Raw genomic sequence first — 16,241 nt, forward strand, 5'->3', positions numbered from 1 at the left:
TGATAAAAAAAATAGTTGGAGGTTAATTATGAAAAAAAAAGTAATTTTTTTAACAATGATGTTAATAGTTTTATTTTGTGTTGGAATTTCATTTTCTGAGGATAATTTAGCAAATGCAGAAATAAAAATTGTTAATTTTTCTGTTAATATTAATGGTGAAAGTATTGATAATATCCATAGTGATTTTCCATTAATATCGTATAAAGATATAACTTATTTTCCTATGACATGGGATTTTAGTCAGGCTCTGGGTCTTAAAACTAATTGGAGCAATGAAACAGGACTTGTAATTGAATCTAATGGAGAAAAGGGTAAATTAAAACAAGCTTTGAATTCGAATAATTCAAAATTTGTTTCTAAAATAGCTAATTTTCCAAAATTTAAAATTAAAATAAAAGGTGTTAACGTAGATAATTCAAAAGAAGAATATCCTATACTTGTATACAGAGATATAACTTATTTTCCTTTAACATGGAAATATGCAGTTGAAACATTTGGTTGGGATTATAATTGGAATAAGGAAAAGGGCCTTTCAATAGCTGCAAAAATGACTTCTAAAAATGAAAATGATATAAAACCAGTAATTAATACGGATGATTCTGATACAAAATCTGATATTACAACTGATATAAGTGCGACCAATGAAGATAAAACTAATATAAACATAAAAGAAACTTATTCTCCAATATCAAAATTTACTGATGCTGATATAAAATTATTGGGTATTGATATTGATAAAAGTCAAACTCCAAAAAAAATTGCTGATGCTATTTATGAGTGGGAACATAATAATATGATTTTTGCGGATAGTAAGAAAACATATGTTGATGCAGCAGATGCGATGAGATTTAATTATTATTTTGGTGATATTTATACTACTAGAGATATGATTAAAAACATGAAAGATGGAACTAAGTGGTATGGTATATGTTATAACTATGCTACTCTATTTAAATCTATAGGTGAATATTATGGATTAGAGGTTAAGATTGAAAATACAATTTTAAAACCGAGTGAAACATTAGATTTTGGTAATAAAAATAATACTTTAATACCTCCTGGTATGTCGACAGAAGAATATTCAAGACTTAAGGTTTTACTTGAAAAGAAAAATTTAGATTATCCTTATGAAGCTGTAAGATTAATTGCAACTGAAACACCAGCTCATTACAGATCGCTTGTAAAAATTGACGGGCAGTGGAAAATATATGATGATGTTTCAGATATAACAAATTCTGCGTCTGTTTTAGCTAAATATGAATTTGAAGATACTTCTTGGACAAAAGGCATGCAAACAGATAAGCTAAATGGATATATAACAAGACTTAATAATGGTGAGAGCTTAAAAGGTGAAGGATATAGTTCTACTTTTGAAGAATTTCAAACAGCAAGAAATTTGATATTAGAAACGGGAGAAGGAGAAGGTTATGTCGGTATAACTGATGATCTTGGTCAAAAGGGACGAGCAGCAAATATTGATGATTTTATGCAAGGGAAGGGATTGATTCCATATTTCAACACATATGCCGAAGTACAAAAGTTTTTGAGTCTTGGATCTGAAACTAATGAAAACACTGAAGAAATGATGGCTATGAAAAAAGCATATGAAGAAAATACAGGAAAAAAATTCTATATGGTTGCCGATGAAATGATTTATGGTGATGATGATAATATGCCAGATGAAAAATATGCTGTAATGTATGAATCTTATGTTGGAGAAAGATTGAATTTTGGAGTTTTTAAAAAAATAAATGCTGAGTAAAGTTTTGAAATAAATGAATTTCTAAGCTGAAGAAAGAATTAGTATTTTTTCTTCAGCTTAGATAAAGAATTTTAAAGTAAGATAATGATTGTTACACAAGGAGAAGTGTATGAGGAAAAAGATACTTATACTTTGCTTGACAATAATTTTATATATGATGATTTCAGTTTCTTTTTCAAGTACGAATTATCTAAGTGCTGATGAAAAAAAATGGTTAGCTGATAATAAAAATAAAACTTTTAATTTAGGATTGGATCCCTTTTCAGGAATGGATTATTTTAAATTTAGAGGTGGCATTGATGGATATTTGATTGACTTAAAAGAATTAATAGTTAAGGAAACAGGCATAAAAATAAACATTGTTGGGGATAAAAGCTGGGGAGAAGTTTACAAAGGACTTCAAGATGGTAGTGTAGACATATTATTTGGAGCAAATAAAACTCCAAAGAGAATGGAATTTATGTCATTTACTAATCCAGTGTATAAGTATCCGTATTCAATTTTTGCTGAAAAAAATAGTGACGTTAAAACAATAGGAGATTTAGATAAAAAAACAATAGGTTTTATTGATGGAGATATTGTTATAAACGTTTTTAAAAATTTGTATAATAATATTTCCTATAAAAAAATTGAATATAATTCTCAGATAGATGGTCTTGAGGCTTTAAGTAATGGAGAAATAGATGGATTCATAACGTCAGGAGGCCAAATTGCGTATGAATTTAAGCATTTGTATCCTAATGTATCAGAAGTTGCAGAAATAAGTACAATTACTTCAGATATGACGTTATCTACTAGAAAAAATGAAACTATATTAGCAAATATATTAAATTCTGTAATAGATGAAAATTACAATGAAATTTTAGAGTCAATTAAAAAGGCTAAGATTAACTATAATAGAAAAATATTAGAATTTAATGATGATGAGTTAAATTGGTTAGATGGAAATAAAGAAATTGTCGTAGGTGTTCCTGATGATTATCTACCATTTGATTATTTTAATAAGGGTAAATACGAAGGAATAGCAGGTGAAATTTTTAATGAAATTTCAAATATTGTAGGTTTTAAATATCGTATTATCCATGCTCCTTTTAATAAACTCTACTATATGGCGCTTCAAGGGAAAATTGATGTTTTAGATATGGCTAAAACAGAAGAAAGAGAGAAGTTGTTTATTTTTACTCGTCCTTTTAATAAAGAAAGAGATATTATAATTGGTAGAAAAAGTAGTCTTTGGATTCAAGATATTTATGGACTTGAAAATAAAAAAGTAGCAGTTGTTGACGGATATTGGCATAAAGGTTTTTTGGAAAAAAACCTTAAAAACCCTAATATTGTAATTACAAAAAATATTGAAGATTCATTAGAGCAATTAGAAAATAAAAAAGTTGATTATGTCATTGAAAATCCAACTGTAATTGATTTTTATAAAGATGGGTTAGGATTTTCAAATATTGTTATGAAAGGAAACACATCAAGAGAATCTTTTTTTTATTTTGGAATAAATAAAGATAAGAGAGAATTAGCTTCTATTGTTGATAAGGCTATAACTTTAATTGATTACGATAAACTAAAAAATATAGGACTTTCAACTGCACCAAATTTAAAAAATAGAAATACTAAAAAGCTGATAGCAATAGTTATAATTTTGATATTTGTTGTATTATTAATGGTATTTGCATTGATTAGGATGTTAAAGGCCTATATTAATCAAAACGTTGAAACGAAATTATTAAAAGACAAAGAAAAAATGTTTTATACTGATGCTCTAACAAACGCGAAGAGCAGAATGTATTTTAATAAAATAGAAGAGAGTATTGATTTTTTGAAATATCCTCAAGCAATAATCATAACAGATTTGAATAATCTAAAATATATAAATGACAAATATGGACATTTTTTTGGAGATGAACTAATAAAAAAATTTAGTGAAATATTAATCGAATTCTTTTCTAACGGAGAAATAATAAGAATGGGAGGAGATGAATTTTTAATTATTTTAGAAGAAACAACTGAAAATATATGTGAATTTAATTTTAATAAAATATTTCAAAAGTGTGAAGAAACTAAAATTTGCGATGGAGATATTTGTATTGAAGGTCCTTCTGCTTCGTATGGAATTGTAATCAGAGAAAATTCCTCATACGATTTAAAACAAGCTAGAATTGATGCGGATATAAAAATGTATGAAATGAAAAATAAGAATAGAATATAGTATTAGACCACTTATAAAAACAGCTTATTTTGAAATGAAATAAAAAATCATTTTAAGATAAGCTGTTTTGTATGATGCTTTAGAATTCTAAAAAGGTCCTGGATTATGTTTTCTAAGATTCAGTGGGAGTAAAAACTCCCTCTGAATCTTAGAAATTAATTTATGTTGAAATAAAGACTCTCTTTGAAGTTTAGAAATTCATCTATTAAGAAAAGAATTTTTTAGACATTTGATCAAGAAATTTCTGCGTATGTTCCTCGCATATTATTCTTGAATTTTCTAAATCGCGATTTTTTATTGCGTTGGCCATATTGTTTAAAGAACTATAAAACCAATCAAAATCATCTAAAACATATTCTATATACTGAAGAAATCTTGCTGTTTTAGTATTAAGCGAATCAAGCATTTCAATTAGTATAGGATTCCTTGATGCATTTCTTACAATCTTATGGAATAGTTGATCGTCTTTTATACATTTTTTGTAGTCATTAATAATATCATAATTTTTAAATCTCTCTATAATAGAAAATAATTCGTCTAACTCTAAGTCAGTAATTCTTGATGCAGCTAGTTCCGCTGCAAGTCCTTCAAGATTTTTTTTGATTTCATAGGCGTATTTTACAGAGCTTATATCAATATCGGAAACGAAAGTACCAATTCTTGGTTTTATTTCAATTAATCCAATCTGTGATAACTTTAATATAGCTTCCCTTATAGGAGTTCTACTTACGCAGAATTCTTCTATTAAATTTTTTTCATTTATAGGACTTCCAGGTTTATATTCCATATCAATTATTCGTCTTTTAAGCTCAATAAATATTTCTTCTTTGTTAGTTTTTTTCATGAAATCATTCCTTATTTGCTTTGTATGAAGAGAAAAATTTAAAATAGTTACTATATTATTATAAACTATTAAAGCGATTTATTCTATATAGATTGTTATTTTGTATTCCATTTTCTTCTCATCATATTCCATTTTTTATCACGATGAGCTTTTATTACTTCTATGTCGTTTTCTTTTAAATGTTTAAATCTACTTTGTTTCATTAAATAATCTTCAACTGGAACAAATTCTTTTGGATTTCTATTAAGAGTAAATTCACCATTTTCATATTCAGCTAAATACCATAATCCTGTATCAACAGCAGCTTTTGCTAGTGATACTGTGATTTCAGTTGGGTAACCCCATCCAGTTGGACATGGAGCTAAAATATGAATATAAGAAGTACCTTTAGTATCTTTTGCTTTTTGTACTTTTCTCATAAAATCTTCTAAATAACCTACGCTTGCAGTTGCAGCATATGCTATATCATGAGCAGCTACAATTTCAAACATATTTTTTTTCATAGTTACTGAACCAGGCAGATTTTTTCCTGCAGGAGAAGTTGTAGTTTTAGTTCCATAAGGAGTTAAGCCACTTTTTTGAATTCCAGTATTCATATATGCTTCATTGTCGTTACAAAAGTATATTATTTGATCATTTCTATCAATTGCACCAGAAAGTGCTTGAAGACCAATGTCTGCAGTTCCGCCGTCGCCAGCAAAACCTACTGTATGTGTATCTTTAATACCAAGAGCTTCAAGTCCTGCTGCCATTCCTGATGCAACAGCTCCGGTAGAAGCAAATGGAGTTATAATTGCGTTATTTGTAAAAGCCATATTTGGATAAACAAATGATACTGCTGACATACATCCTGCTGGAAGCGCTGCAAATGTTCTTTCACCTAGTATTTTCATTGCTAGTCTAATTGCAAGGCTCTCGCCACAACCGCCACATGCTTTGTGACCATAAAAAAGTTCTTCGTTTTGAATAGTTCTTGAATTTAGTTTAATCATTTTGGCACCTCACATTCATATACATAATACGATCCTGTTTTTCACCATTTGCTGAAAGAAGTAAAGAATTAAATGCATCTTCAAGATTTTGTTTAGTTATATCTCTTCCACCAAGACCACCTATAAAGTTATGCATATTTGGAGTTTTCTCTAAATGAACAAGAGCAGAATTAACGTTTGTAAAAATTGTTCCTTCATAACCAAATGAAATATTTTTATCTATAATACCTACTGATTTAATATTTTCTACAGCTTTTCTTATATATTCATCAGGAAATGGTCTTAAATATCTTAGCTTAATAAGACCAACCTTTTTACCGATTTTTCTCATATTGTCAACTACAATTCTTGTTGTTCCAGTAATACTTCCGGTAGTAATAAGAATTGCATCGGCGTCTTTAGTCATGTATTCTTCAAGCATGCCATTATATCCTCTACCGAAAACCTTTTCAAATTCTTTATCAATTTGTTCAATTGTAGAAATTGAGTTTTTCATATCATTTTCTTGTTTTATTTTAAATTCCATATTAAAATCATTTCCAGCAGAAATACATAAACTTTTTGGGTTTTCAATACTCATACTATTGTTAGGCATAGTAATAGGTGGTAAAAATGAATCAACAAGTTCTTGTGACGGAATATCAACAAGTTCATAAGTATGTGTTAAAACAAAACCATCTAAATTAACCATCATAGGTGTCATAACGTTTTTGTCTTCCGCGATTCTATAAGCTTGAATCATCATATCAAGTGCTTCTTGGGCATCTTCTACGTAGACTTGAATCCATCCAGAATTTAGTAGGAACATTGAATCCATTTGATCTCCATAGATATTCCAAGGAGTTGCAAGTGCTCTATTTGCATTCATCATAACAATAGGGAGTCTAGCTCCACTTGCATAAGGAAGATTTTCTGCCATATATAATAACCCTTGAGAAGAAGTCGCTGTAAAAGCACGAGCTCCAACTGAACTAACACCAATTGCACATGCAAGAGCACTATGTTCAGATTCTACATGCATATATATAGAATCAAGAGATTTATCTTCAACAAATTCTGAAAGTCTTTCTACAGTAATAGTCTGTGGTGTGATTGGATAAGCAGAAATTACGTGAGGCCTAGCAAGTCTAACGCCTTCAGCTACAGCGTCATCTCCATTTATAAATTTATTATTCATTATTTTTCCTCCTTTACCATATCTATTGCGTCAAACTTACATTCGTATGCGCAAACTCCGCAACCTTTGCAATAGTCATAGTCAATTTCAAGAAGTTCTTTAGATTTATCAATTACTCCATCTGGGCAAACTAAGAAACATCTTAAGCATTTAACGCATTTATCTTGATTAATTACAGGCCTATAAGTTCTCCAACCTGCGTTAATACTAACTAGATGATTACTTTCACAAGTAGCTCCTAGTGGATAGTTTGAAATATTAATTGGTTCTTTCCATTTCTTTAGTTTAGGTTTATTCATTATAAGACTCCTTTGCTATTTTATAAGCTTGATCAAATAATAATTTATTTTTTTCAGCAATTTTAGGTTTAAGTGTTTTATCAATCGCTTTTTTACAGTTTTCAGGGCTAATCATACTACTTACACCAATTAATGCACCCATCATTGCAGTATTTGTGATTGGCATTCCAAGAGTTTCAAGTGCAAGTTTAGTAGCATCAATTCCTATAATTTTATTATTTATTTTAGATTTGTATTTTTCTACATTATCAGTATTAATAATTATAATTGCATTCTCTTTAAGTCCGTTTATTACAGAATCACCCCATAAAGATTCATCAAGAATTACTGCAAAATCACATTTTTCAATTTCGCTTCTATCAGTAATTTTCTTTTCATCAATTCTGGTAAAACCAAGAACAGGTGCTCCTCTTCTTTCAGGACCAAAAGATGGAAATGCTTGAGCGTATTTACCTTCGTACACAGAAGCGGCCATACCTAATATTTTAGCTATGGTAAAACTACCTTGACCTCCTCTGCCGTGCCATCTTACTTCATACATAAAAATGCCTCCTTCGTTGTGATATATCACTGATATATCAGATATATATCAATCATACATTTTTTTATTTACTATGTCAAATAAAAAATGTATGATAATAACTAGAAAGGTATATATGCTTTCTAGCTATTATCATAATACAGTTAAATTGTTGAAGTATAATAAAAAACGGAGGACTAATCTATGAAAAATGAATTTATTTATAAAAGAAAAAGTGTAAGAGAATTTAAAGATATTCAGGTACCTATGGAAGCTATTCAGGAAATGATTAAAGAAGCGACCCAAGCTCCATCAGGTAAAAATGCGCAGAATTGGCATTTTGTAGTCGTTAGAAATAAAGAAAAAATCGAAAAAATGGCAGAGGCTGTTTATGAAAAAGGAAGAGAATTATCTAATAATTTAGACGAAAAAACAGCATCTAATTTTATGAAAATGCTAAAATATTATACAGTGTTTAAAAATGCTCCTACTGTAGTAATGATATTTTCTTCAAAATATGAATCTAGTGGAAAAGATATACTAATGCTTAACGGGGCAAGCAATGAAGAAGTGGAAAAACTTGAAAGTGTTAAACCTGGTGTTCAAAACATAGGAGCCGCAATGGAAAACTTACTTCTCAGTGCTGCTAATATGGGTTACGGTGGATGTTATATGACTGGACCTGCTTTTGCAAGTGACAAGATGTGTGAAGTAATTGCTTTTAATAAAGAAGGTTATAATTTCTCTTGCTTAACACCAATTGGGATTCCTCTGAAGGAAAATATAAATAGCCCAAAGAGGAAATCGCTTGATGAAGTTATTACGATTATTGAGTAAATATAAAAAAGAATCAGTGTTTTAAACTGACCCCCAAAAGTTAGATTTTGGGTCTAACTTTTAGGGGTCAGTTCATTTTGCTGATTCTTTTTTATGTTAGAAATTAATGTATATATTTATTTATTTTTATATTTTTTTCTATTTATTACTAAAATCAATATTATTGATAATGTTATTAAACATATTATGGTAAGAGTAATCATAAAATTTTTATATTCATCGTAATTAATCAAACGGTTTTTGTCTAAATCTTTTGCTTTTTGTTTTTCTAAATCTGTTTTATCCTTTAATAACTCATTTTCATCTACTTCTTCAATAATACTATATGAATGTAGCAATCCATATTGATCAATAATAACACAGGGTGTAGTAATAATTTCACCAAAAAAATTGTTACTAAATGCTTTACTTAATATAGACATATTACTATTATCTAAACTTGATATAATAAGAGCAAAATGATTGTTAATAAGCTTTGAACTAATTAGTTGGATTGTTGATGAATTATTATATAGATTTTCTAAAAGATCCATATTTTTATTTGGAATAAGTGAAGAAAAATCTTTATTATATTTAATATAAAGTTCGGGATTAATTGTTTTTATAAATGGTGTTGTTGAAGGTGTACCGAAAACTATTACATTCTCGTCTATCTTATCGTCTGATTTATAAATTGGAATAATATTTGTTTTAGTTGAATTTGAGCTAATTACTTGAATAATAGTTGTTAGATCTTTGATATAGTCTTTATTTATTCTTTCAGGTAATACTAGTCCAAAATTATTAATATTATTATCTTTGATAAAAGGAGCAGATAAATTATTTAAGGTGTAACTAGTTTTTTCACTGTGAGGTAATAATAATGCAGTTTCATTTGAAATAAAAGCCCATAAATCATTTCTAAAATTCAAATCACATTTATCATCTAATACTTTTAAATTATATACAATCTTAATATTGTAAGTAGGCTCATTTATTATCTCACTTGGAATTTTAAATTCAGTAATAAAGTCGTTTGAAGAAAAAGTGTTTAAATTTACGCTACCAGCAGGTATTCCGTTGATAAATACGCTTACAGCGGATCTTTCTAAATCGATAACGCCTGATATTTTTCCTTTTAGTATAAATTTGCTATTTTCATCTATATCCCAATTCTTAGGTATACTATATGAAAAGTTGCTTATTCCTTTTTTTATACCTTCAAACAAGGTACTACTGTATCCTAATGATTTTAGAGTAATAAGTTCATTGTTTTTAGAAGAAGTACTACTGAAAATTTGATTTTCAGAAATCCAAATAGAAGAATTTTTCATTTGTTTTACTAATTCATTGTCTGTTAGTGAAATAACAGCGTTGTTAAGTGATTTAATATTGCTTGAAGTTACGAGCAAAAGTTTATATTTATGGTCACTCGATAAATAAATTTCTTTAATTAGGGCATCTCTTTTTGCCCGCTCTATTTCATCTTTTGATAGATAGTTTTGAAGTGAAGAGGGCATAGTTTTAATGGATCCAATAAAAATGAAATTAGAGTCATTTTTTTTAATATCCTCCGAACTTGCAAATTTAAGATCTTTTTTTTCAAATTTTAGTATTTTTCCTATATTTGAAATGAAAGTAAACATAGGGCTTAAATCAGAACTAATATAATTATCAGGATATATTAATTTTGCATTATAAGGAAATGATTCATCATTTTTAAAGTAAGGGTAAGGAAAATCTGAAATGGCATTAGTATCAATTTTACTCGTGTATTCAATATGCACATATGAGTTCTTATCTATAACAAGCCAATTAGCAGGATTAAAATTATCTTCACAAGGAAGTGTTGAAATTCTACTATATATTCCAAATTTTAATTCATTAAATCCTTTTTTTAATGAATGCGCTGGTATTAAAAGTTTATGCGTTTTATTTACTTCGCTTAACAAATATGATTTTATAGGTATTGAGTTCAAATAAACTGTAAGTGAAGAATTTGTATTTTGTGTAAGATTTGTATTGTTGTAAGTAAAATATATGAAATTATTGTCATTTGGAATCCAATTGTCTTTGACTTCAAAATAAAGTGCAGTAGAGTCAAACACTCCTTGAAAAACTACGTCATTGTTAAAAGGAGTATTTTGAACACCAATTGTATTAATTTTAAAGCTAGGGTCCAGTTCGCTGTATACATTTGATATTCTTTCCGATTCTGTCGATGTAGACTTAATTTTATTGGTTTCATAAGTTGATACACTTGCATCTGAAGACTGACTAGAAGTAGAATTATTAGATTGTATGTAAGTTTTTACATAAGCATTATATCCATCTAATTTAAGTTTATTAAGAGTAATATTTGCCTCTAATTTACTATTAAATGGGCCAACTAATACATAAATATATTTTGAAGTAGATTTAAATGCCTTATAATCGTTTAATAATAGTGATTTGTACATTATATCTGCATTTTTTTCATAAGAATATGCACCAAGTTGAACGACATATTTTGGAGATTCACAAAAAGATGATGAATGTGAAATAATAGCTAATAAAATTAGTATGGATAGTATTGTTAATTTTTTCATAATTTCCTCCTAAAATCTTTCTGTTTTATACCATTTAGACTCTTTTCTAAATATAATATTTTTTAAACTTTTAAATGTTCCTTTTATAGAAACAAGAACCCACATCTGGCAATAAGTAAAATACATTAGCAATATTAGCAATATATTTTTTGAGTAATTTTCACCTTTTTCAAATGAAAGCGCTAAGCTTACTTGTAAGATAAAAACAATAAAACTTAATATCCAAAACAAAATGAAATTATATGTTATGAATAATTTTATTTTAAAAATAAGTAATAGTAAAAAAAGTATATCTGATAAAATTACAGCAGTTAAAAAAGTTATATACACTGAAAAAAAATAAATTATGTCAAAAAAAACGTTTTTGTTCTTTGATTTTAACATTAGCAGTATATACTTTCTAAGTACATAAATATTACCTTCGACCCAACGAGTTCTTTGTTTAAACCAAACTTTTAGAGTTTCTGGTTCTTGTTCATAAGTTTCGGCTAATGGCATAAATGAAATTTTATAACCTAAAGAGTATATCCTAAAACTAATTTCAGTATCTTCGGCGATTGCTTTAGTATCCCATCCATTTAATTTATCTAAAATGTTTTTTCTTATTAAAAAATTGGTTCCTGGTATAGTGCAGAGTTTGAGTAGTTTCCATCTACCAGCTTGCGCCATCCATTGAAAAGTTAGTGTTTCCAAGTTAATAAATTTTGTTAGAATATTTTTATTTTTATTTCTTGTTCTAAATTTTCCTATAACTGCACCGTAGTTATTATTACTTAGCATTTCGTGCATCAAATATCTTAAAGCAAATTTATTTGGTGTATTATCAGCATCATAAACTGCTATATACTCAGAATTGGAAGTTTTTAGACCATAATTTAAAGTGTTTGATTTTCCAGAACCAATACTTCCCTTTGGAACATTTACAATTCTTAAATTTGAGGTCTTGTATTTTTCAATTAAACTAATAACTATTGATTCAGTGTTATCAGTTGAGTTGTCATTAATAACAACTACCTCATATCTATCTTTAGGATAATCCATTTCGAGCATAGATAAAACTGTTTTTTTTATTACTATATCTTCATTATGAGCTGGAATCAAAATGGAAACAGTTGGGAATGTATTTAATTCTTTTAGTATTTCAATTTTTTTAGAATTCATATATAAATAGAAGCGATAACCTTGGTAAGTTAATATAATATTCATAAATAGAAGGAACCAAATAAAAAATGTAGCAAAAAGAAAAATATAATCATATATCCTCATAATGTTTCTTAATCCTCCTAAAATACGTTCTTGATTTCAAATTAGTAATATAAAAAACTAAGAAAGAAATTGTAGCAATAATTAATATAATAAGCATAAAGTCAAAAAAGTAATTACTGAAAATACTTAAACGGTTGGAAAGTAAATTTTTGTTATAAGTATCAATTTTTGGAGTGTGATTTTTGAAAGTTATACTTAAATCTTTAGTCTTTACTGAAAAGTTATTTTCTAGAGGATCTTTAAATTTTAATCCTTTACTTTCAATTAGATTTACTGTAGCCTTTAATTCATCAATAGTTAAATATGGATGAAAGAAAACACCTGCAGTATAGGAACGCATCATGGAAAGTTCATTTAATTTTTTTTCAATACTCCTTAGTGGATTATTATTATTTGGATTATAATACTCTAAATTTTCTGGTATAACAAATTTTGCTTGAGAAATATTAGTTGTTTCATATGGAAATGTTAGAGTAGTAAAATGGTAGTCGCTTGTTTGGATTTGTCCAACTATAGTTGTAAAATATTTTGAAAGTTCTTTGTAAGCATCTTGGCTTGCTGCGTAATGAGGAGCTTCAAAGGCAATTGGATATAATCCATTTTTGTAGCATACATTTAAACCTTTTGAAACTAATTTATTTACGTAAGTCTTTATGTTTACGTCAAGAGGTCTACTTAAATATCCATCCCAAAGTTCGTATCCTTCGCCTGTGGTAAATCTTTTATGAAAAGTATGCTTAAAGCCATGTAAAATTACTCTGCCACCGTGATTTTGCATGTATTTTAAGGCTTCAACTAGTTTAGGCTTATCAGATAGTGTTATTATTTTATCGGTTTTAAAGTTGAGATACGCAGGTATAACAACCATCATAAAGGGAATGTTTCTATCATAAAGAAAATCAGCGATTTTTTTTAGCTTTTCTGGATCACGAAGGGGGTGAATATCTTCTATTCTTATGGTTGCAGTCTTTATAATTGGAAACTTAGAAGTAAAAAAATTAAAAAGAACATCAGCAAATGCATAGTATTCTTCTTCATATGCAGCGACATTCAATTTGAAAACAAAATTATCGTTTTTAAAAATATATGGAGAGTTAATTATACCGTTAGACAATTTTGTGTATATAGTAGAATTTTTACTTAGTGTAAGTAAAGGGATATTATTCACATTATCAACGCTATATGTTTTAATAAAATTATCATTATAGTGTTTAAGTGTATTGTAGGTATATTGATTATTTTCAAAATGCATGTTAATATTTGTTTTTTCAATGAGCTTATTTATTCCGCCACCAATCCAAAATACAGTCTTACTAGTGTCTTTTAAATCTTCAAATAAAAATTTATTTTTAATTTCATTATTTACATTTATTATCATAATATAGTCGTAATTATTAATATCATTTTTTTTATAAATTTTATCTTGCATATGGGAAGATGTTAAATCAAAATGACCAATTAATCCTTCATAAGCAGTTAAATAATCAGTGAAATCTCCGATTTTATATTTTTGGTCATAAATGATTAAAATACTTTTAGGTGAAATTATATTTACTATATCTGTATTATTTTCTGAGAAAGATAGTTCAGATGTAAAAAAACAAAAAAAACATATCATTATTAATAAAGACTTCTTAATTATCATATTCAAGTTCCTTTTCGCAGGCCTTTTTATAAAGAATAGAATTTTCTAGTTGTTTATCATACTCTAAAGCTCCAACTTTAATTTCAAAATTAATTTCATTTACATTGCCAATAATATTGTTTTTTTGTACTACTTCAGTCAATCTTTTTTTAACAATATTAGCACCTTCTTGGTTTGTGTTTGGCAAAATTACTGCAAAGATATCAGATTTTATTCTATATGGCTTATCAACATTTCTTGTTATGTTTTCTATTGCTTTGGAAAGAGAAATAAATGTATTTATTACAGAGGTTTCAGAATGCATAGCAGAAAATTCTTCAAAGTGAGAAATTTTAACGAGTAATAAAGAAACCACATGTTTATAACGAATTGCTCTTTTCATTTCTTCATCAAGGTTTAGGTAGAAATCCTTAGAGTTTCTAAAACCAGTTATATTATCTATTCTAATAAGCTCTTTTCTTTCTTGTTCTATTGGTATAGCTAAATTTTCTATAGTTTTAAGTTTATTTCTAACAACACCAGTAATAATTGATACAATAGGTAGTAGAATGATGTAAGTATAGTTTATAAAATCTTTTTTTAATAAGGAATTAAAGTATTCAAAAGAAATAAATCCACCAATGAAAATTAAGAAAATTAGAGATAAAATTAAGCCAGTAGTAAGCGATATAAGTAAAGAAACTAGAGATGAAAAATAAACTAAGGTAACAATTACGTAATCAAAAAAATTATAATTAATAGATGGTATTATTATAGTTAAAACGGTTAAATAAATAACAGTTAGCAAAATTATGATTACGTTATTTAATTTAATTATGTGTTGCTTCATAATTTTTCCTCCTAAATGCTAAAAGAGATTGTAAATTATCGTAAGAGTAGACTTCTAAATTATCTATATTTCCAAACGAACCAAAAATTTCACTTTGTGAATTTGTTACTTGTAGATTAACTAATTTTTTTAGTAAATCATTATAAAATATATCGTCATTTTGACTATCTGCTAATCTTGCTGCAATCGCGTAAACAGCAGAGGATTCATAATTATAAGTAGGTTCACCATCTAAAAAATAACTTCCATATAATTTTCCTTCTTTATAAAATTTATTTTTTAGCCAATTATATGATTTATCGTCTAGTAAATCAACTTCGCTAAGGTGAAGCATAGTTATTAGAGAGTCTAACATATTTACTTTGTTGTTTATTTTGTAAGTTTTATTCTTTATATTATAACTTTTATAAAATAAAGGGATATTTTTGAGTTTTGATGAATTTACTATTTTAATAGAAGTCTTATATACATTTTTCCATCTTGAGTCAAAATTTATTAATAGTTTTATAGTAAATAAATCTATATATCCAATTTCAATAGTATTAGTACTAGTAACTTGATTTTTTGAGTAATAGCTTATCAAATTATTTTTATAAGTTAAATTACTTAGTGTTAAATCATTAATTCTTTTAATTGAAGTATTGTATTTATCAGTATCAAATAATGATTTTGCTTCAATTAATGCTCTTAAAATTCTTAAATCGTCAATTGAGGCATTTGATGAGGCTACAGAGTTATCGCTCATTTCTGATCTCCACAGTATTCCGATATCATTTGAAAAAAGGTTTTTAATCATATAATCATATGCGCTGTCAAATAGCAAATTATTATTTGTATGAACTGCGTATAACATTATTAAACCAATTGATTCAGAAAGAATTTCATGTCCAGTTGAATGAGATAAAGTTTTTTTGTTCGATAAATAGTTAGTATATATTACGCCAAATTTTTTTGACATTTTGCTATCTAAAAAAGAAAAACATAGTTTTTCATTATAGATATAGTTCTTATTAATGTATAAGTTTGTATTTTTTTTAGCGACTACTAATATGTTGTTGTTGACGTTTTTTTCTTTAAAATCGCCATTTTTATCTTGAATTACTTCTTTAGAAAAATAACAAAATGCAATTATTGATCCGGATATTAATAATATGAAAAGTATTAAAATGAAAAAAAGTCTTTTCTTAAACATATAAACTCCTAGAGAAAAACAAATAGTATAATTCGTTTTCTGTATAATCTATATAAATATTATATACCATATATAGTAGTTTTGTATATGAATATT

Annotated in this window: 13 protein-coding genes; 3 read left to right on the top strand and 10 right to left on the bottom strand. The window is 27.2% G+C overall.

Annotated features, from left to right (window positions below):
* Positions 1 to 28 precede the first annotated feature (28 nt).
* Positions 29 to 1,762, top strand: a complete 1,734-nt coding sequence (locus tag AACH12_RS00550) for a transglutaminase-like domain-containing protein (RefSeq protein WP_338536144.1) — start codon at positions 29 to 31, stop codon at positions 1,760 to 1,762.
* Between the two features lie 109 nt (positions 1,763 to 1,871).
* Complete coding sequence (locus tag AACH12_RS00555) at positions 1,872 to 3,977, top strand: transporter substrate-binding domain-containing protein (protein ID WP_338536145.1); 2,106 nt, start codon at positions 1,872 to 1,874, stop codon at positions 3,975 to 3,977.
* A gap of 205 nt (positions 3,978 to 4,182) precedes the next feature.
* On the opposite strand, the gene AACH12_RS00560 is transcribed toward AACH12_RS00555, so the two are convergent.
* The 5 genes from AACH12_RS00560 to AACH12_RS00580 form a co-directional block, all read right to left on the bottom strand.
* Entirely contained in the window at positions 4,183 to 4,821 is a 639-nt protein-coding gene (locus AACH12_RS00560; protein WP_338536146.1) for a GntR family transcriptional regulator, read from the bottom strand.
* Positions 4,822 to 4,916: 95 nt separating this feature from the next.
* Positions 4,917 to 5,813 carry a thiamine pyrophosphate-dependent enzyme gene (locus AACH12_RS00565; RefSeq protein WP_338536147.1) on the bottom strand — a complete coding sequence of 299 codons (897 nt, stop codon included), beginning with the start codon at positions 5,811 to 5,813 and terminating at the stop codon, positions 4,917 to 4,919.
* Positions 5,806 to 6,990, bottom strand: a complete 1,185-nt coding sequence (gene porA, locus AACH12_RS00570; RefSeq protein WP_338536148.1) for a pyruvate ferredoxin oxidoreductase — start codon at positions 6,988 to 6,990, stop codon at positions 5,806 to 5,808. The genes AACH12_RS00565 and porA overlap by 8 nt, the downstream gene beginning before the upstream one ends.
* Positions 6,990 to 7,289 carry a 4Fe-4S binding protein gene (locus AACH12_RS00575; protein WP_338536149.1) on the bottom strand — a complete coding sequence of 100 codons (300 nt, stop codon included), beginning with the start codon at positions 7,287 to 7,289 and terminating at the stop codon, positions 6,990 to 6,992. Before AACH12_RS00575 ends, porA begins: the two co-directional genes overlap by 1 nt.
* Positions 7,282 to 7,830, bottom strand: a complete 549-nt coding sequence (locus AACH12_RS00580; RefSeq protein WP_338536150.1) for a 2-oxoacid:acceptor oxidoreductase family protein — start codon at positions 7,828 to 7,830, stop codon at positions 7,282 to 7,284. Before AACH12_RS00580 ends, AACH12_RS00575 begins: the two co-directional genes overlap by 8 nt.
* Before the next feature lie 183 nt (positions 7,831 to 8,013).
* Here AACH12_RS00580 and AACH12_RS00585 point away from each other — a divergent pair, with 183 nt between their 5' ends.
* Positions 8,014 to 8,646, top strand: coding sequence for a nitroreductase family protein (locus tag AACH12_RS00585; protein ID WP_338536151.1), 633 nt, complete (start codon positions 8,014 to 8,016; stop codon positions 8,644 to 8,646).
* 116 nt (positions 8,647 to 8,762) lie between these two features.
* On the opposite strand, the gene AACH12_RS00590 is transcribed toward AACH12_RS00585, so the two are convergent.
* Genes AACH12_RS00590 through AACH12_RS00610 form a run of 5 tightly spaced genes read right to left on the bottom strand, consistent with a single transcriptional unit; the run spans position 8,763 to position 16,145 of the window.
* Positions 8,763 to 11,213 carry a cellulose biosynthesis cyclic di-GMP-binding regulatory protein BcsB gene (locus AACH12_RS00590; RefSeq protein WP_338536152.1) on the bottom strand — a complete coding sequence of 817 codons (2,451 nt, stop codon included), beginning with the start codon at positions 11,211 to 11,213 and terminating at the stop codon, positions 8,763 to 8,765.
* A 9-nt stretch (positions 11,214 to 11,222) separates the two neighbouring features.
* Positions 11,223 to 12,479: a glycosyltransferase family 2 protein gene (locus AACH12_RS00595; RefSeq protein ID WP_338536153.1), complete on the bottom strand. Its 1,257-nt coding sequence runs from the start codon at positions 12,477 to 12,479 to the stop codon at positions 11,223 to 11,225.
* Positions 12,466 to 14,124, bottom strand: coding sequence for a DUF2334 domain-containing protein (locus AACH12_RS00600; RefSeq protein WP_338536154.1), 1,659 nt, complete (start codon positions 14,122 to 14,124; stop codon positions 12,466 to 12,468). Before AACH12_RS00600 ends, AACH12_RS00595 begins: the two co-directional genes overlap by 14 nt.
* On the bottom strand, positions 14,114 to 14,953 hold the full coding sequence (locus tag AACH12_RS00605; RefSeq protein WP_338536155.1) for a GGDEF domain-containing protein: 840 nt from the start codon (positions 14,951 to 14,953) through the stop codon (positions 14,114 to 14,116). The genes AACH12_RS00600 and AACH12_RS00605 overlap by 11 nt, the downstream gene beginning before the upstream one ends.
* Positions 14,934 to 16,145, bottom strand: a complete 1,212-nt coding sequence (locus tag AACH12_RS00610; RefSeq protein ID WP_338536156.1) for a glycosyl hydrolase family 8 — start codon at positions 16,143 to 16,145, stop codon at positions 14,934 to 14,936. The genes AACH12_RS00605 and AACH12_RS00610 overlap by 20 nt, the downstream gene beginning before the upstream one ends.
* Positions 16,146 to 16,241 lie beyond the last annotated feature (96 nt).

It is taken from the genome of Helicovermis profundi (genome assembly GCF_033097505.1).
Taxonomy (GTDB): domain Bacteria; phylum Bacillota; class Clostridia; order Peptostreptococcales; family Acidaminobacteraceae; genus Helicovermis; species Helicovermis profundi.

Excerpts from the sequence above, each read along its gene's own strand:
- AACH12_RS00550 (WP_338536144.1), top strand. The coding sequence starts at position 29 with ATGAAAAAAAAAGTAATTTTTTTAACAATGATGTTAATAGTTTTATTT.
- AACH12_RS00585 (WP_338536151.1), top strand. The coding sequence starts at position 8,014 with ATGAAAAATGAATTTATTTATAAAAGAAAAAGTGTAAGAGAATTTAAA.
- porA (WP_338536148.1), bottom strand. The coding sequence starts at position 6,990 with ATGAATAATAAATTTATAAATGGAGATGACGCTGTAGCTGAAGGCGTT.
- AACH12_RS00595 (WP_338536153.1), bottom strand. The coding sequence starts at position 12,479 with ATGAGGATATATGATTATATTTTTCTTTTTGCTACATTTTTTATTTGG.
- AACH12_RS00605 (WP_338536155.1), bottom strand. The coding sequence starts at position 14,953 with ATGAAGCAACACATAATTAAATTAAATAACGTAATCATAATTTTGCTA.
- AACH12_RS00600 (WP_338536154.1), bottom strand. The coding sequence starts at position 14,124 with ATGATAATTAAGAAGTCTTTATTAATAATGATATGTTTTTTTTGTTTT.
- AACH12_RS00560 (WP_338536146.1), bottom strand. The coding sequence starts at position 4,821 with ATGAAAAAAACTAACAAAGAAGAAATATTTATTGAGCTTAAAAGACGA.
- AACH12_RS00565 (WP_338536147.1), bottom strand. The coding sequence starts at position 5,813 with ATGATTAAACTAAATTCAAGAACTATTCAAAACGAAGAACTTTTTTAT.
- AACH12_RS00590 (WP_338536152.1), bottom strand. The coding sequence starts at position 11,213 with ATGAAAAAATTAACAATACTATCCATACTAATTTTATTAGCTATTATT.
- AACH12_RS00555 (WP_338536145.1), top strand. The coding sequence starts at position 1,872 with ATGAGGAAAAAGATACTTATACTTTGCTTGACAATAATTTTATATATG.
- AACH12_RS00610 (WP_338536156.1), bottom strand. The coding sequence starts at position 16,145 with ATGTTTAAGAAAAGACTTTTTTTCATTTTAATACTTTTCATATTATTA.
- AACH12_RS00575 (WP_338536149.1), bottom strand. The coding sequence starts at position 7,289 with ATGAATAAACCTAAACTAAAGAAATGGAAAGAACCAATTAATATTTCA.
- AACH12_RS00580 (WP_338536150.1), bottom strand. The coding sequence starts at position 7,830 with ATGTATGAAGTAAGATGGCACGGCAGAGGAGGTCAAGGTAGTTTTACC.